Here is a 16052-nt window from a genome sequence, read left to right on the forward strand (position 1 = left end):
GACGATGGGGATTACGGTAACGTACCTGTCGCTGCTCGTGCTCGTCCCGCTGTCGATGATCTTCCTCAGGACGGCGACGCTCCAGCCCGCCGAGATCTGGGCGGTGGTGACCTCGCCGCGCGCCGTCGCCTCGTTGAAGATGAGCTTTGCCGCGTCGCTCATCGCGGCGGGCATCAACGCGGTCTTCGGCGTCCTCGTGGCGTGGGTGCTCGTGCGCTACAGCTTCCCGGGCAAGTCGATCGTCGACGCGCTCGTCGATCTGCCCTTCGCGCTCCCGACGGCGGTCGGCGGCATCGCGCTCACGGCCATCTATGCGCAGCAGGGGTGGGTCGGTCAGTTTCTGTACCCGCTCGGGATCCAGAGCGCGTTCAGCCGCCTGGGCGTCGTCATCGCGCTCACCTTCGTGGGGCTCCCGTTCGTCGTGCGGACCGTCCAGCCGGTGATGGAGGAGCTCGAGGCCGACCAGGAAGAGGCGGCGGCGTCGCTCGGCGCGGGCCGCTTCGAGATCTTCCGTCGCATCCTCCTGCCCGCGCTCTGGCCATCGATCCTCACGGGGTTCGCGATGTCGTTCGCGAGGGCGTTCGGCGAGTACGGGTCGGTCGTGTTCATCTCCGGGAACATGCCCTTCAAGACGGAGATCGCGCCGCTCGTCATCATGACCAAGCTCGAGCAGTACGACTACGCGGGCGCGACGGCGCTCGCGCTCGTGATGCTGCTCTGCTCCTTCGTGCTCCTCTTCCTGATCAACCGACTCCAGTCCTGGAGCGGCGCGCGCGGGTCGTCGCGGAGCGCTGTCGAAGCGCCCCAGCCCGCGCCCGAGCGGCCCGCGGGGACCAGAGCGCCCGGGGTCGCGCCGTAGTGGCTGGCGCGGCCGGCAAGCTGCGGGTCAGGTCGCGCGGGGCGGTGCGCGGCGCGACGTCCGAGCCCCCGCTGGTGCGCTGGGCGCTGACGGCGGGGGCGCTCGCGTTCCTCGGGTTCTTCCTCTTCCTGCCGGTCGTGGCGGTGTTCATCGAGGCGTTGAAGGACGGCCTCGCGGGGTACTGGCGGGCGATCACCGCGCCGGACGCCATCGCCGCCATCGAGCTGACGCTCACGACCGCGGTCGTCGCCGTGCCGCTCAACCTCGTCTTCGGCGTGGCCGCGGCCTGGGCGATCGCGCGCTTCGAGTTCACGGGGAAGAGCCTCCTCGTCACGCTCATCGATCTGCCGTTCGCGGTCTCGCCGGTGATCTCCGGCATGATCTTCGTCCTGCTCTTCGGGGCGCAAGGGGTGTTCGGCCCCTGGCTCATCGAGCACGACCTCCGGGTCATCTTCGATCGTCCGGGGATCATCCTCGCGACGACGTTCGTGACGTTCCCGTTCGTCGCGCGCGAGCTCATCCCGTTCCTGGAGAGCCAGGGGGCCGACGAGGAGCACGCGGCGCTGTCGCTCGGTGCGAGCGGGTGGAGCATGTTCTTCCGCATCACCCTCCCCAACGCGAAGTGGGGCCTGCTCTACGGCGTGGTGCTCTGCAACGCGCGGGCGATGGGCGAGTTCGGCGCGGTGTCGGTCGTCTCGGGGCATATCCGGGGGCAGACCAACACCATGCCGCTGCACGTCGAGGTGCTCTACAACGAGTTCCACTTCTCGGCGGCGTTCGCGGTCGCCTCGTTGCTCGTCCTGCTCGCGCTCCTGACGCTCGTGGCGAAGCGCCTTATCGAGCACCGGGCGCAGCGAGACGCCGCTCCGGAGATCGACCCGGCGGCGAAGGCCGGCGCGGGGTGACGCGCGCGCTCCGTCGCGCGCGACGGAGCGAGGGCCGCTGGAGGGCTCGACACGAGCGGTACGAGAGGGAGCGCCGGGGACACGGCGCTTCCCTGGAATCGCCGTCGCGCGGGAGAACGGATGGCCCGCGGAGAACAGCGGATCTCGGCGCTTCGCCGCGGGTGAGCGCCGCGGGAGGTGCGCTGTCGGGGCGCGCCCAACTTGCGATTGGCCCCCGGCGCTCCAGGTTCGAGGGAGGGGTCACCATGCGGTTCTTGGAAGCGGTTGGGCGTGTGATCGGGGCAGCGCTGTCTCCCATCGCCTTGGGGGGCAGCTTCATCCGGAGAGCGAGGCTGTTCCATCCCGACGGCGTGGTCTACTGCGCGGGGGTGAAGGCGCTCGTGGTGGAGGGCGAGGTCGGCGCGCTGGCGCAGCGGCTGGCGGGGCCGGCGCTCGTGCGGCTCTCGGGCGGGATATGGCGGTGGCGGGGCGGCAAGGGCGAGCGCCGTCCGGACGTGCTGGGGGTCGCGGTGCGCTTCCGGACCAGCGAAGAGGTGACGCCGGCCGCGAGCGCCGGCGATCAGGACCTCATCTTCGTGAGCGCGCGCCGACTCTTGCTGCTCCCGTTCGCCGTCTTCACGACGAAGAGGCACGACTTCCTGGACAACGACTACTACCCGCTGGCGCGGTTCGACGTGGCCGGCTTCGGTCGCGCGGAGTTCCGCCTGGTGCCGCTGCGCGCGGCGGTGGTGAAAGGCAACCGCGTGGAGAAGCTGGAGCGCGCCGCTGCGGCGGGGCTCGCGCTGCTGCGCCTCGAGGTGAGGCGAGCGGGCTCGCGCGCGCGGTGGATGGCAGTGGCCGATATGGAGCTGTACGAGCCGGTGGACATCGACCAGCGCGCCCTCCGCTTCAACCCGTTCCAGACGGGGAAGGGGATCGTGCCGCGCGGGCTGCTCCAGGCGACGCGGCGGGCGGTCTACGCGGCCAGCTACCTCGGGCGAGCCCTGGGGGGGCGGGAGAGGGTGCCGCGCGCGGGAAGGCCACGGCGCGGCGTGCGCGAGCAGTAAGCGGCGCGGGTGTTCTGGAGGGCTGCGGAGGGGAGGCGCCGGAGCCCCCTCCGGCGGCTCCAGGATCGGGACGGGAGGGAACTGGAAGCCGGAACGACGACGGGGAACCACGGGAACGACGGGAACGACGGCGGGGAACGACGGCGGGGAACGACGACGGAACGAGCGCGGTGGAGCGCCGGCTGAAGGGGCGGCTCGGCCGCGTGAAGGTAGACGGGGTATCAAAGGCGTTGACAGCCGGGCAGAGATGAGGCATGACCTCCCGCCGCTTCGAACAGTCGGTGAGGTAGCCAAGTGGTTAGGCAACGGTTTGCAAAACCGTTATACGCGGGTTCGAATCCCGTCCTCACCTCCGCAACGACGACAGTCCGGCCCGAGCGTTGACCGAGATGCCGCGGCCTCACGAGGCGAGCGCGGTGCGCCGGCGAGGCTGACGGGCGCTTGCCAGCGCGCCGGCATCGTCGACGTGAGCCGGAGCGGTATGGTCGCCGCCACGGCGCTCGCGTCCTCGCCTCAGCGAGGAGCGAACCAGGTGTAGCCGTGGTCGAAGCAGAGCTCCTCGTCCGCATGGATGTCGTGGAGCGCGATGGCAGCCATCGAGTCCGGCACCGGACCGTCATTCATCACGTTGGGTGTCGCCGAGGGATTGTAGAGCGCGAGCAGCCCCCACGCATACGCCTTCTCCCGCTCCGGCTCCTCCCCCCACGTGAACACGTGATGGAGAGCCTGTCAGTCGCGGCGGCCCTCGGTCTTCAGATCCGAGGCCTGGAAGCAGCCGACAGCGCCCCACTCTCGGGTCACAGCCACGCTCCAGCAGGAGACGCGGTGCCACGCGCGGTCCGGACCTCGCGCTCGAGCACAGCGGCGAGAGAGGGGCGCGCAGCGAGCGCGGCAGTGCCCCATGGCCTATCGGCAGCGCGGCCCATCACGATCGAAGGGCTCGGCCGCTGGCCCGAGGACAGCGTGCCTCGCACGACGTTCGTCGCGATCGGCGCGGCCGCTGGCGGGCAATTCCTTCGAGGACAAGCGGATGAGCTGCGAGCGGAACATCGATGGATGGGCGGCTGGCCGGCGCCCTCCGCGGCGCCCGTCCTCGTGATACCGTGGCGCGGCTGGAACACGCCATCCGGGCGCCGCGGTGGCGCCGCTGGCTCCGGCGCGCGGATGTGCGCGTGCGCTTCGAGGGCGACCCCGAGGCCGTCGTCGCGTGGGCGCGCGAGCTCGGGATCACGTCGAAGCTCGGCGCCTACCTGTCCCTCGCGCTCGGCTCCTACGAGGTGACGCCGCGCGAGATGGCGGCCGCCTACGCGACGTTCGCCGCGGGCGCGCGGCGCCCTGGCGATTTTCGCCGCACGACGCCCGCCCCACGCGGCGCCGCCGCGCGCTATGTTCCGGCCCGCCCGCATGAAGTGGTCGCCGATCCTCGCCGCCCTGCTCCTGCTCGCGGCCGCGTGCAAGAAGCCCGACCCCGCCGAGGAGGCGGTCGCGCTCTCGCCGCAGGCCGCGAAGGGCAAGGCCCTGTTCTCCACCCTCTGCGCGGCGTGCCACGCCCCCAGCGCCAAGCTGGTCGGCCCTCCGCTCAGCGAGATCGCAGGGCTCTACAGGACCGATCCCGCGGGCATCGTCCGCTGGGCCGTGACCCCGGGGCGAAAGCGCGCCGACGTCCCCCCGATGCCCAGCTTCCGCGGCGTCCGGGAGTCGGATCTCGCCGACATCGCGCAGTACATCATCGAGGCCGGCACCGCGGCCGGAAAGCAAGGTCCATGATCTATTCGTTCGTCCTCGTCGCGCACTCGTGGCTGCGCTGGGTCGTCCTGCTGCTCGGGCTCCTGGCGCTCGCGCGGTCGGTCCGCGGCTGGGCCCAGCGGGGGCCCTGGACGGCGGCGGATCGCAAGGTCGGCGCGGCGTTCGTCGGTTCGCTCGACGCCCAGCTCCTCCTCGGCGTCTTGCTCTACACCGCGCTCAGCCCGCTCAGGCCCACGTCGCTGGCCGCGCTGAAGGCCGCCATGCCCATCGCGGCGCTGCGCTTCTTCGCCGTCGAGCACATCTTCGGCATGATCGTGGCGGTGGCGGTCGCCCACGTCGCCTGGGCCCGGGCGAAGCGAGCCCCGGACCCCACCGCGCAGCACCGGCGCCTGGCGCTCGGCGTCCTCGTCACGCTGCTCGTCATCCTCGCCGCCATTCCCTGGCCCTCCATGGCGTACGGTCGCCCGCTCTTCCGGCTGCCCTGAGAGGCCGTCCGCCGCCGCCGGCGCGTCCCCGGGGCAGCAGCCCGGGGCGGCCGGCTACGCGACGTCCTCCCGGCTCATCCGGAGCAGCCACAGCGGGGCCAGCGCCTGCGACAGGCTCCGCACCAGCGACGACTCGGCGTACCCCATCACGTAGTCCTCGATCTCGATCGGCGCGGTCGCGCCCGGGCGGCGCGGCGGGTCGAACCGGACCCGCCGCACCACCGGGAGGAGCTCGGCCGGGTTCGGCGGGAGCGCGCGCCCGCGCCGCGCCGCCTCGTCGAACGCCGCCTGCAGGTCGAGGTGCTCCCGGACCGCGCCCGCCGGCGAGAGGCCCGGCCGGGCCGGCAGGACGCGCACCCGCACCACCTCGGGGCCGCGCGAGAGCGACGTCCAGACGTGCGCGCCCGTCTCGAGCTCGAAGAAGTCCATCACGCACAGGCCCACGACGCTCAGGACGAGGAGCTCCGCCCCGCGGCCGGGGGCGGCGAGCATCGCCTCGAGCCCCGCCGCCCCGCGGCCCTGCTCGACCACGCGCGCGCGCCCGTCGCCGTCGGACGCGCTGCCGAGCGGCGCGCACGCCCACCCCTCCACCTCGCCCCCCGCCTCGCCGTAGGCGCGCGCGAGCGCCTCGAAGAGCCCCTCCTCGGGCTCGTCGCGCGCGCCGGCCGGCCTCTCGTCGAAGCGCGCCGCGCGGAGCAGCTCGATCAGGACCGCGTGCTGGCCCGGCTCGTCCACCTTCCGGAGCGCGCGCCGGAGCGCGTGGCCCTCCGCGATGCACTCCAGGACCTCTTGCTTCGCCGGCCGGCGCAGCGGGCCCGGCAGTTGGCGCCGGTGGAACAGGCGCACCCGGGAGCGGCTCCACTCGTCCTCGACCGTCACGTAGCCGAACCGCCGCACCTCCAGGTCGAGGTGCTGCTGCTCGTCGTCGTCGCCGCTCCGCCGCCGGACGAGGTCGATCCGCTCGCGGAACGCCCGGATCGCGCCGCGCATGGCGTCGAGGTTGTAGATCGCCTCGGCGTGCTCGTGCGCCTCGGGCCCCTCCGCGGCGGTCCGGCCGTGCTCCGCGAGGTGGTAGCGGATCCGCTCGGAGAGGCGCGCGAGGCCGTCGCTCCGATCGAGCGCGTCGACGAACTCGAGCAGCGGCGAGAGCTCCGCCGTGAGCGCGCCGAGCGGCCTCGCCATGAGCGGCGCGAGGGCCCACGCCGCGGCCGCGGGCTCGGCCTCCGCGAGCGCCTCGCGGTGCAGCGCAAACGCGGGTGACGCGGGTGACCCGGGTGACGCGGCGCCCTCGCCCGCCGCGGCGGCGCCGTCGCCGCGCGCGGTCGTGAAGATGCGGATCACCTGCATCGCGGCGGGCGCGCCGCGGGTGAGCGCGTCGCTCAGCAGCGATCCGATCTCGTCCTCGATGAACCGTTTCACCGAGCGGGCGCCGTCCTCGGCCACGAACGCCTCGCGCGCGATCCGCTCGGCCACGCCGGCGCCCCGGCGCACGAAGACGCTCCGCTCGGCGAGCCCGCGCCGGCCGAGCAGCCGGTCGAGCTCCTTCTCGGCCACCCGCACCGCCACCTCGGGCGTCAGCGGCCGGAACGGCACGACGCGATCGATCCGGTTGAACAGCTCCGGCGGGAAGAAGTCGCGCACCGCCCGCGCGACCTCCTGGGCCGACTCCTCCGCGATCGCGAGCGCCCGCGCCTCCGACAGCCCCGCGCCGCCGAAGCCGACCAGCGCCCGCGACCGCGCGCCCAGGTTGGACGTCATCACCACCACCGCGTGGTGGAAGTTCGCGGGCCTCGCCGCCGCGTCCGTGAGCCGCCCGTCCTCGAAGAGCTGGAGCAAGAGGCCGTGCACCGACGGGTGCGCCTTCTCGATCTCGTCGAGCAGCACCAGCGAGAACGGCTGCTCCCGCACCCGCTGCGTCAGGAGCCCGTCGGGCGCGTAGCGATCGCCGACGAGCCGCGCCGGCGCGTCCGGGCCGCTCTGCTCGCTCATGTCGAAGCGGAGCAGGCGCGACGCGCTGCCGTAGATGAGCTCCGCCATGCACCTGGCGAGCTCGGTCTTGCCGGTCCCCGTCGGCCCGGTGAAGAGGTACACGCCGTACGGGCGCCGCGGATCCACGAGGCCCGCCTTGATGCGCGCGACGAGGTCCGCCGCCGCGCGCACGGCCTCCGGCTGGCCGATCACCCGCCGGCCGAGCTCCTCCTCCAGCGCGCCGGCGTCGAGCGGCTCGTCGCCACCGAGGAGGAGCCGCGGTACGCCGGTCTTCTGCGACAGGAGCCGCAGCACGTCCTGCGAGCCGACCGGCCGCGGCGCGTGGCCGCGCGCCGGCCCCGGCTCCCCGGAGGGCGAGGGCGTCACGCCCGCGCGGACGACCTCGCGCAGGAGGTCGACGGCCTTGCCCGGCAGCGCCTGCGCCGAGAGGAGCGAGCCGCCGAGGTCGAGGATCGTCCGCAGCACGTACGGGCTCACGCGGGCGGCGTGGCGCTGCTCGAGCGCGCGGACCTCCCGCACCATGAGGCGGAACGTCTCGGAGGGCGTCGCCTCGGGGAGGAAGAGCGGCGTGAACAGGGCCGCGAACGACGGGGACTCCTGCTCGAGGAGGCGGAACGCCTCGGGGGAGCACTCGCCGACCATCACGATCTCGCGGCGGGAGAGCGGGCCGCGGAAGAAGTCGGCGAGGGAGCGCTCGCTCTCGCGCGACCTGCCGATCCGGCCGAAGTGGTGGAGGTCGTCGATCACGAGGATCGCGCCGCGGCTGCGCGCGTCCTCGACGAGCTCGACGCACCGCTTCTCCCAGTCGCCGAGGTGGCTCATCCCGGCGATCAGCCTGCGGCCGCTCACGGCGACGACGTCGCGGACGCGGTCGAGGTTCTTGTGCGCGCCGTACCCGTCGGCCGCGAGGAGATCGTGCACCGCCCGGTGGATCAGGGTCGTCTTGCCGCACCCCGGCGGGCCGACGACGACGACCGGCTGCGCCCTGCCCGCGCCGAGCAGCAAGGCGAGCTGCTCGCGCTGCGGCGATCGCGGCACGCCCGCGTCGAGGTTGCCCTGGGCCGCGCGCTGCGTGAGGCTCACGCCGAGGCTCGGCAGGACCTTGAGGCCCCGGCGCTTCTTCCAGCGGAACGCCGGATCGGCGCCGGTGTCGTCGTCGCCCGGTCGATCCGGCAGATCGGCGAGCGCCGAGCGCGGGGCGCACGAGAACGACAGCGCCGTGATGCGCTCCTTGCCCCGGCTCCAGAGCCGCGCGATCTCGTCGTCGTCGAGCGCGGCCCACGCGACCTGGAACAGCGCGCGGAGCTGCTCGTCCAGCGGGAGATCCTCGCGGATCGGCGCGGCCTCGCCCTGGCGGGCGGGGTGGTAGGCGAAGACGACGCGCTCCTGCTCCGACGCCCAGCGCGGCTCGATCACGACGGGACAGAGCCCGCTCACCTTGCGCCGCTCGGCGGTGCCGGAGAGCGTGAGCTCGAGGCGCACCTTCTCGAGCCGGATGCCGCGGGGGAACTCGAAGCGCGCGAGCTCGGCCGCGCGCGCCTTCTCGAAGACGGGCCTGAGCTCGTCGGTGAGCAGGCGCCGGACGCGCTCCGCGTGCCGCCCCTCCCGCGAGCGCGTGCTCGGGCCGAGGCCGAGCGTCACGCACTCGACGTTCGTCGTCCGCCGTTCGAAGAGCGGGATCGTGAAGTGCACGGCCTCAGGGTAGTGGCTCTGCCAGGTCAGGCGTCCGGCAAATCATCCAGCGCCGGGCCGTCCCCGCCCGCGCTGAAGTACTCGCTCCGATCCAGCCCGCTCCCCTCGTCCTCGAGCAGGAGCAGGTGCGTCAGCGCGACCTCGTCGAGCCGCTCCCAGTACCACGCCGGATCCATCGCGATCCGCGCCCTGCGCCCCGCGATCAGCGCCGCGCCCTCGACCTCGTCGAGCTCGCGCGCGGCCGCCCCGCGCCGCCGCGCCGCGGCCGAGCCCGCGGGCGGCGGGGCGAGCGACCTGTGCTCCCACTGGTCCTCGGCGATGTCGGCCGCGTGCGCGACGAAGTGCACGAACACGTGCAGCCGGCCGTCCTTTGACGCCTCGCCCGCCTCGCCCGCCTCGCCCGCGTCCCGCTTGCGCGTGACCACCCGGTGGAGCCCCCGCTCCAGCGAGAGGAACGCCCCGGCGTACGCGCCGGTGCAGCGGAGGAGCACGCTCCGGAACCCGCGCTTCGGCTTGTCGAGCGCGTCCAGCACGTCGCCCGGAGCGCGCGGCGGGCCCCACCGCCGGCTCGCGGGCCACGCGCCGTCGCCGGGCCCGGCCCGGTCGCCGTCGATGTGCAGCGTCGCGCCCCACCCGCGCCGCGGGAGCTCCTTGAGGAGCGGCGCGAGCCACCGCTCGAACGCCCCCGCGTCGAGCTCCTCCAGGATCAGCGTGATCGCGTCGCGCCGCGACTCGGTCGCGACGAGCGCGCGGGGCAGCACCTTGCGCACGCCCTCCCACGCCGCGCGCGCCTCGCTCGCGAGCCCGCGCACCTCCTCGCCCTCGAGCAGCGCCATCAGGGCGAGCTCCTCGACGCCGTGCATCTCCTCCTGCGCGCGCTCGAGCTGCCCCCAGAGCTCGCTCAGCCGGTGGTGCTCGGCCTGCAGCGCCGCGGCGTCGATCTCCTTCCGCCGATCGCGCGACGGCCCGCTCGCGAGGCTCAGCTGCGTCAGCAGGAAGTCGATCTGCTCCTTGAGCTGCTCGAGCGGCCCGAGGCCCATCCACCGGTCCACCTCGCGCCGGAGCTCGCCGACCTGCTCGACGCCGAACGCCTGCTGCGCGGCCTTCGCCGCGCGCCGCCGCCGCGCCACGAGGCGGAGCGCGGGCGTCTCGGCGCGGGCGACCACGGCGCCGTCGGCGGGCGCCGCCGCTTCAGGCTCGCCCGCCTCGGTGACCCACACCGCGAGATCCCGCGCGTCGCCCCCGAGCCTCGCCAGCAGCCGCGCGAGCGGCGCGGCGAGGTGCTCCTCGACGTGGCGCCGCAGCGCCCGCGCCCCGTACGCCGGCGCGTGGCCGTCCTCGGCGAGCCGCGCGAGCGCCCGCTCCGACACCTCGAGCGCGACGCCCGCCTCGGACAGCCCGCGGCGCTGGGCGAGGCGCCGCGCCGTGAGGCGCGCGACCTCGGCGAGCTCCGCCCGGGTCAGCGCCCGGAACGGCACCACGCGATCGATGCGGTTCACGAACTCCTGCCGGAACGCGCCCGCGACGACGCGCTGGTAGTGCGCCTCGTCCAGCGCGGCCTGATCCTCCGGCCGCTCCGCGCCTCGCTCGCCGGCGAACCCCGCCCGCGCGCGCCGCTCCGCCGCGCCGAGGTTCGACGTCATGATCACGATCGCGTTGTGGAAGTACGCCGTCCTGCCGCGCGCGTCGGACAGGCGCCCCTCGCCGAGCACCTGCAGCAGGAGATCGAACACGGCCCGGTGGGCCTTCTCGATCTCGTCGAGCAGGAGCACGCAGAACGGCTGCTCGCGCACGCGCTGCGTGAGCAGCCCGCCCGCGCCGTCGGTCCCGCGGATCAGGCGATCGGCCGCGCCCTCGCTCGAGAACTCGCTCATGTCGAACCGCGAGAGCCGCTCGGGCGAGCCGAAGAGCAGCCCGGCGAGCGCGCGGGCGAGCTCGGTCTTGCCGACGCCCGTCGGCCCCACGAAGAGGAACGCCGCGAGCGGCTTGTCCGGCGGCGAGAGCCCCGCCTTCACCACGGCGATCGTCTCGGCGAGCGCGCGCACCGCGCGCTCCTGCCCGACCACGCTCGCGCCGAGGTCGCGCGCCACGCGGTCGACGCGGAGCGGGAGATCGTCGCGCAGCAGGAACGCCGGCATCCCCGTGCGCATCGAGAACAGCTCGTGGAGATCGCTCCGCCCGAGCGTGACCGGCTCCCCCTGCGCGGTCCGCTCCCGCTCGTGCACGGCGCGCAGGTCCTCGTAGAGGCGGACCGCCTTGCCCGGGAAGGCGCTGTAGGGCAGGTAGCGCTCCGCGAGATCGACGAGCGCCGTCAGCGCGTCGCCCGCGACAGCGGGGCGGTGCGGCTCGACGCGGCCGTCGCGCTCGGCGCGCGCGGCGAGCGCCTTCCGGGTATCGGCGGCCGAGAGCGGATCGATCCGGACGCGGCTCAGGCCCGCGAAGAACGCCCAGTGCCGCCCCTCGAGCGCGTCGAGCCGGTCGTCCCGGAGCTCGCACAGGACGCGCACCCGCCCCTCGTCGAGGTAGGGCCGCATCGCGCCGGCCAGGTCCACGTGCCCCCCGTCGACGCGCTCGGCCAGGAGATCGTCGAGGTTCTCGAAGTAGAGCACCGCGTCGAGCGCGGCGGCGGCCTCCATCACGCCGTGGATGCGCTCCTGCCACTGCCCGAGCCCGCTCATGCCCGCGATGAGCTGCGCGCCCGACGTCGCGTAGACGAGCCGCGTCTGGCGGGCGACGTACGCCAGCGCGAGCGCGGTCTTCCCGGCGTGCTCCGGGCCCACGAGCAGCACGCCGAGGCGCTCCTCGCCGTCGAGCAGCGCCGCGAGGCGCGCGAGCTCCGCGTCGCGGCAGGTGAGCGGCGGCGTCGCGAGCGGGCTCCGCTGCGCCGCCACGTGGAGCGGCGTCGCCACCGCGACGAGCGTCTCCACGGCCTTCTTCCGCAGCGCGCGCTCCACGATCGAGGCGCCGCGCGGCCCGTGCCCGCCCGCGCGCTCGGGCTCGGGCAGCGGCGCGTGGAGCACCTCCAGGCGGTGCGCGCTCCCGGGCAGGAGCCCCAGGTGCTCCCACGTCGACAGGACCTGCGACGCGAGCAGCCGGCGCACCTCGTGCCGGATCGCCGTCTCGATCGGCTCGCCCGCCTCCACGTAGAACGCGTGCCCGAGGCTCGGGACGAGCACCCACGCGTCGCGATCGCCGCGCTCCGCCGCCGGCGTCTCCGCCTGCCCGCGCGCGTCCAGCTCGCCGGCCGGCACGACGACGCAGGGGAAGCTCACCGGCACCTCGTTCCGCAGCTTGCGCGGCAGGTCGTCGCGCGGGACGGGGACGCTCACGGAGAGGAGCCCCGTCCCTTGCGGGAACGAGAGCCGGGAGACCGCCTCGGGCCGGGCGCGCGCGGCGTGCTCGCGCAGGAAGAGCTGCTGCTCGACGAGGACCTCCTCGTCGCGGCCGAAGCTCGCGACGTCCGGCGCCGCGACGGGGAAGGCGAGGCACGCGCCGTCGAAGCGCTCGCGCACGAAGACGAGCGCCCTCGCGGTGCGCCCCTCGCTCGCGTCGCGAGCCCCTTCCGCGGACGCGCCCGCTCCGTCCTCGGGAGCGGGCGCGGATCGCCCGTCGTCGCTGGAGCTCGTGCTCATCCGGGAGGGCGGAGCAGAGCCGATCCGCCCTCCCGGCGCAATCAGGTGATCAGCGTGATTCGCGTGATTCGCGTGATCCGCGTGATCCGCTCACGTCGGGTCGGCCTTGGGCGTGGTCGGCCCGCTCTTGGGCAGCTCGGGCTGCTTGATGTAGTCGGTCGGGAGATCGCCGGTGAGCGACTTGAGGAACGCGACGATCGCCTTCACCTCTTCGGGCTTGGCCTCCACGCCGAGCTGGTGCCACGCCATCTTGGTCACGGTCTCGTCGAGCGTCGCGATCGAGCCGTCGTGGAAGTACGGGAAGGTCTTCTCGACGTTCCTGAGGCTCGGGACGCGGAAGAAGAACTTGTCCTTCTCGTCCTTCGTGGCGTCGAAGCGCCCGTTGTCCTTGAGGCCGGGGAACTCCTTCACGAGGCCGAGCTTCTGGAACGTCGAGCCGCCGACGGCGACGCCCGTGTGGCAGGTCGGGCACCCGAGCGAGATGAACTTGTGGAACCCGGCCTTCTCCTCGGCGGTAAGGGCCTTGTCGTCGCCGCCCAGGAACTTGTCGAAGCGCGACGGCGTGACCAGGCCGCGCTCGAACGCGCCGATCGCCTTGGCCATGTTGTCGTAGGTGATCGGCTCCTTGTCGTCGGGGAAGGCCGTCTTGAAGAGCTTCACGTACTCGGGGATCGACTTGAGCGTCGTGATGACCCGCTTCTCGTCCGGCATGGCCATCTCGACGGGGTTCAGGATAGGCCCTTTGGCCTGGTCCTCGAGCGTGGCCGCGCGGCCGTCCCAGAACTGGGCGATGTGGGGGCCCGCGTTGTACGCAGTGGGCGAGTTGCGGCCGCCGAGCTGGCCCTTGTGCCCGGAGGAGAACTGCTTGTTGTCGACGCCGTAGGTCGAGAGGCCATGACACGAGTTGCAGGAGATGTCGTGGTTCTTCGAGAGGCGCGTCTCGTACCACAGCATCCTTCCCAGGGTCACCTTGTCATCGGTGATCGTGTTCTTGTCCGTCTCGAATTTTGCGGGCAGGACCTTGAAGGACTTGACGTCGTTCGGATCGAAGACGAGCGGCTTCACGTCGCTTGTCGCCGCGGCGGGCTTCGCCGTGCTCGAGGCCGGGGGGGCCTTGTGCTCGTACTCCGCGGATCGTTCGCAGGCGCCCAGCCCGGCGGCGAGGAAGAGCACACTGATGAGAGATGAGGGCCAACGCATGAGGTCTCCTGGCTTCGTGAGGACGCCGTCCACGGTATGAGAGAGCCGCCGTGGACGTCAACGCGCGCCGCGGCCGCGGCCGCGCCGTCGCCGCTCGCCGGCCAAGGCGCGGAGCTGGCGGCGGTCGCGGGGGGCGCCCCCGGGGTGATGCGTGTTACCGGCCGGTTGCGACTCGCGGTCTCGAAGGTAGCGCAATGGATGTCGAGGTGCCTCCTGCGCGCCTATCTCCTCCGAGGTGCGCTTCTCCGTTTCACCGGATTTCTCCGAGGTGTCGCGCGGCGCGCTCGCGCGGCCTGCGGGGTGTAGCGGGCGAGCTGTGGCAGGGCGGAAGCGCGGAGGTGCGGAAACGCCGGAGGGTGGAAGCGCGGGAGCGCGGAAACGCCGGAGGGCGGAAGCGCGGGAGCGCGGAAACGCCGGAGGGCGGAAGCGCGGGAGCGTGGACGGGACGATGCGAGGCCGGTCGGCGAGGGGCCCCTTGCGCGCCCGGGGGGCGCCGGGCAACCCTTCGGCCGTGCAATCGCCGATCGACAGCGGGGTCGTGCTCATCACCGGCGCGTCGTCGGGCATCGGCCGCGCGCTGGCGCACGAGATCGCCCAGCGCGCCCGGGTGCTCGTGCTGGTCGCGCGCCGCAAGGATCGCCTGGAGGCGCTGCGCGCCGAGCTCGCCGCGGCGCGCCCGGCGCTCGCCGTGCTCGCCTTCGGCTGCGATGTCACCGATCGGGCGGCGGTCGACGCGATGCTGCTCGCCGTCGAGGCCGAGGTCGGGGGGGTCGACGTCCTCGTCAACAACGCCGGCTTCGGTGACATCGGCGTGTTCGATCTCTCCGCGTGGTCGCGCACCGAGCAGATGATCGCGCTGAACGTGACGAGCCTCGCGTACCTCACGCACCGGCTCGTCGGCCCGATGGTGTCGCGCGGGCGCGGCGCGATCGCGAACGTGAGCTCCGGCTTCGGGCTGACGTTCGGGCCCGGGATGGCCTCGTACGTCGGCACGAAGCACTTCGTCACGAGCTTTACCGAAGCGCTCCGCCTCGACCTCGCCGGCACCGGCGTGCGGGTGACGCAGGTCTGTCCGGGGCCCGTGCGGACCGAGTTCAACGAGGTGGCCGGCAACTTCACGGGCCTCGAGCCGCCCGCGCTCCTGTCGATCGCCCCGGAGCGCTGCGCGCGCGCGCTGGTCCGCGCGGTGGACCGCGGCCGCGCGCTCGTGGTGCCCGGGGTGGTGGCGTGGCTCGTCATCCACCTCGGCGTCATCTGCCCGCGGTGGCTGCTCCGGCTCGCCTACGGGCCGATCGCGCGCGTGCTGCGGAAGAAGCAGCGCGCGGTGCGCGACGCTCCGGCGCCGCCCTGAGGCGCCCGCCCCTCGGGCCCACGATCGCCGGGGCGGCGCGCGCGCTCGTGGCGCAGGATCTGGGCGCTGCGGCGAGAGCTGCGGACCAGAAGGTTCATCTGCGGCCGTGTCCGCCCTCGTGGTAGCGTCTTGCGCCGCTCGTCGAGCTCCTGAGGAGAACCACGGATGAAGAAATATCGGTGTCTGGTCTGCGGATTCGTCTATGACCCGGCGGTCGGTGACCCCGACACAGGCGTTGCGCCCGGGACCTCGTTCGAGGACCTGCCTGACACCTGGATGTGCCCGGAGTGCGGCGCGACCAAGGCCGATTTCGAGCCGATCGACGAGTGAGCGGGCCGCTCCTCCGCGCCGTCTCGGCGAGCCTCGCGCCGCGGACAGCGCGGAGGCGCCGGCGGGGTGAGCACATCGGCCGCGCGGTGTCCGCGCACCGATGTGCTCCTCGGATCGCGCCGCGCGCCGTCCCGGTGGACGCTCCACCTCATCCACCGCGGATGGGCCTGGCGCACGCGGCCGGGTGAGCGCCATCCGCAGCCGCGCGGGCGCTCAGCGCCGCGAGGCACAGGGCGACGTCAGGCAACGCCGCGGCAGGCGCTCAGCGCGCTGCCTCCCCGTGCTGACGGGAGCACCTCATCGCGGTCACCTCGCGACCGATCGAGCTCATGCGCTCTCCGTGGACCGCTTCACATGCGGTCACACGCCTTCGAGAGCGTGGCAATGGCGTGGAGGATGAAGAAGAACGGCTAAGAAAGAGAACTGAGCTGCTTCGAGGGTGGACCTGACAGGGATCGAACCTGCGACCTCTAGAGTGCGATTCTAGCGCTCTCCCAACTGAGCTACAGGCCCTCGCTTTCGAGAGCGCGGACTCTACTCGCCGGGGCGCTGCTGTCAAGCATGGATCGCGGTTTTTCTCCACCGCCGGTCAGTCGTTGGGGAGGACCCTGGGCGCCCCACCAGGTCCCCCTGCTTCCCCTGGTTCCCCGCGCCCGAGCACGACTGCAGGAGGTTGCCCCGGAGCGGCAGAAAAACCGCCAAGCCGCCAAGGACGCCAAGGGGGAGAGGGGGAAGGGGGCCGTCCGGGCATCCGCCCTATTCCCCGGTTTTCTTGGCGTCCTTGGCGGCTTGGCGGTTCCCTTCCCCGGCCGACTTC

General features: G+C 73.4%; 11 protein-coding genes and 2 tRNA genes. 8 read left to right on the top strand and 5 right to left on the bottom strand.

The window, feature by feature from the left end; all coding sequences use genetic code 11:
* Positions 1–4 precede the first annotated feature (4 nt).
* From cysT to WMF27_RS01795, 4 genes are all read left to right on the top strand, one after another.
* Positions 5–859, top strand: coding sequence for a sulfate ABC transporter permease subunit CysT (cysT, locus tag WMF27_RS01780; protein ID WP_437761987.1), 855 nt, complete (start codon positions 5–7; stop codon positions 857–859).
* Positions 859–1764: a sulfate ABC transporter permease subunit CysW gene (cysW, locus tag WMF27_RS01785; RefSeq protein WP_437761986.1), complete on the top strand. Its 906-nt coding sequence runs from the start codon at positions 859–861 to the stop codon at positions 1762–1764. Before cysT ends, cysW begins: the two co-directional genes overlap by 1 nt.
* Before the next feature lie 245 nt (positions 1765–2009).
* Positions 2010–2810: a hypothetical protein gene (locus tag WMF27_RS01790; protein ID WP_437761985.1), complete on the top strand. Its 801-nt coding sequence runs from the start codon at positions 2010–2012 to the stop codon at positions 2808–2810.
* A gap of 280 nt (positions 2811–3090) precedes the next feature.
* Positions 3091–3162, top strand: a tRNA-Cys gene (locus WMF27_RS01795).
* Positions 3163–3323: 161 nt separating this feature from the next.
* On the opposite strand, the gene WMF27_RS01800 is transcribed toward WMF27_RS01795, so the two are convergent.
* A complete protein-coding gene (locus WMF27_RS01800; RefSeq protein WP_437761984.1) occupies positions 3324–3524 on the bottom strand; it encodes a hypothetical protein in 201 nt (66 codons plus the stop codon).
* A gap of 690 nt (positions 3525–4214) precedes the next feature.
* Here WMF27_RS01800 and WMF27_RS01805 point away from each other — a divergent pair.
* Both WMF27_RS01805 and WMF27_RS01810 read left to right on the top strand, forming a co-directional pair.
* Positions 4215–4577, top strand: a complete 363-nt coding sequence (locus tag WMF27_RS01805; RefSeq protein ID WP_437761983.1) for a c-type cytochrome — start codon at positions 4215–4217, stop codon at positions 4575–4577.
* Positions 4574–5041 (top strand): hypothetical protein, encoded by a 468-nt coding sequence (locus tag WMF27_RS01810; protein WP_437761982.1) that lies wholly within the window; start codon positions 4574–4576, stop codon positions 5039–5041. The genes WMF27_RS01805 and WMF27_RS01810 overlap by 4 nt, the downstream gene beginning before the upstream one ends.
* A 54-nt stretch (positions 5042–5095) precedes the next feature.
* Here the strand turns inward: WMF27_RS01810 and WMF27_RS01815 are convergent, their stop codons facing one another.
* From WMF27_RS01815 to WMF27_RS01825, 3 genes are all read right to left on the bottom strand, one after another.
* Entirely contained in the window at positions 5096–8722 is a 3627-nt protein-coding gene (locus WMF27_RS01815; protein WP_437761981.1) for an AAA family ATPase, read from the bottom strand.
* A 26-nt stretch (positions 8723–8748) separates the two neighbouring features.
* The gene (locus tag WMF27_RS01820) at positions 8749–12354 is read right to left on the bottom strand and encodes an AAA family ATPase (RefSeq protein WP_437761980.1); all 3606 of its coding nucleotides are present in this window, start codon (positions 12352–12354) and stop codon (positions 8749–8751) included.
* Positions 12355–12444: 90 nt separating this feature from the next.
* A complete protein-coding gene (locus tag WMF27_RS01825) occupies positions 12445–13554 on the bottom strand; it encodes a cytochrome-c peroxidase (RefSeq protein WP_437761979.1) in 1110 nt (369 codons plus the stop codon).
* A 511-nt stretch (positions 13555–14065) separates the two neighbouring features.
* On the opposite strand from WMF27_RS01825, the gene WMF27_RS01830 reads away from it, so the two are divergent.
* Together WMF27_RS01830 and rd are read left to right on the top strand one after the other, a co-directional pair.
* On the top strand, positions 14066–14905 hold the full coding sequence (locus tag WMF27_RS01830) for an SDR family NAD(P)-dependent oxidoreductase (protein WP_437761978.1): 840 nt from the start codon (positions 14066–14068) through the stop codon (positions 14903–14905).
* 165 nt (positions 14906–15070) lie between these two features.
* Entirely contained in the window at positions 15071–15235 is a 165-nt protein-coding gene (gene rd, locus WMF27_RS01835) for a rubredoxin (RefSeq protein ID WP_437761977.1), read from the top strand.
* Between the two features lie 440 nt (positions 15236–15675).
* On the opposite strand, the gene WMF27_RS01840 is transcribed toward rd, so the two are convergent.
* Positions 15676–15748: transfer RNA gene (locus WMF27_RS01840), tRNA-Ala, on the bottom strand.
* Positions 15749–16052: the final 304 nt, after the last annotated feature.

This window comes from Sorangium sp. So ce281, from assembly GCF_051527395.1.
GTDB lineage: Bacteria > Myxococcota_A > Polyangia > Polyangiales > Polyangiaceae > Sorangium > Sorangium cellulosum_B.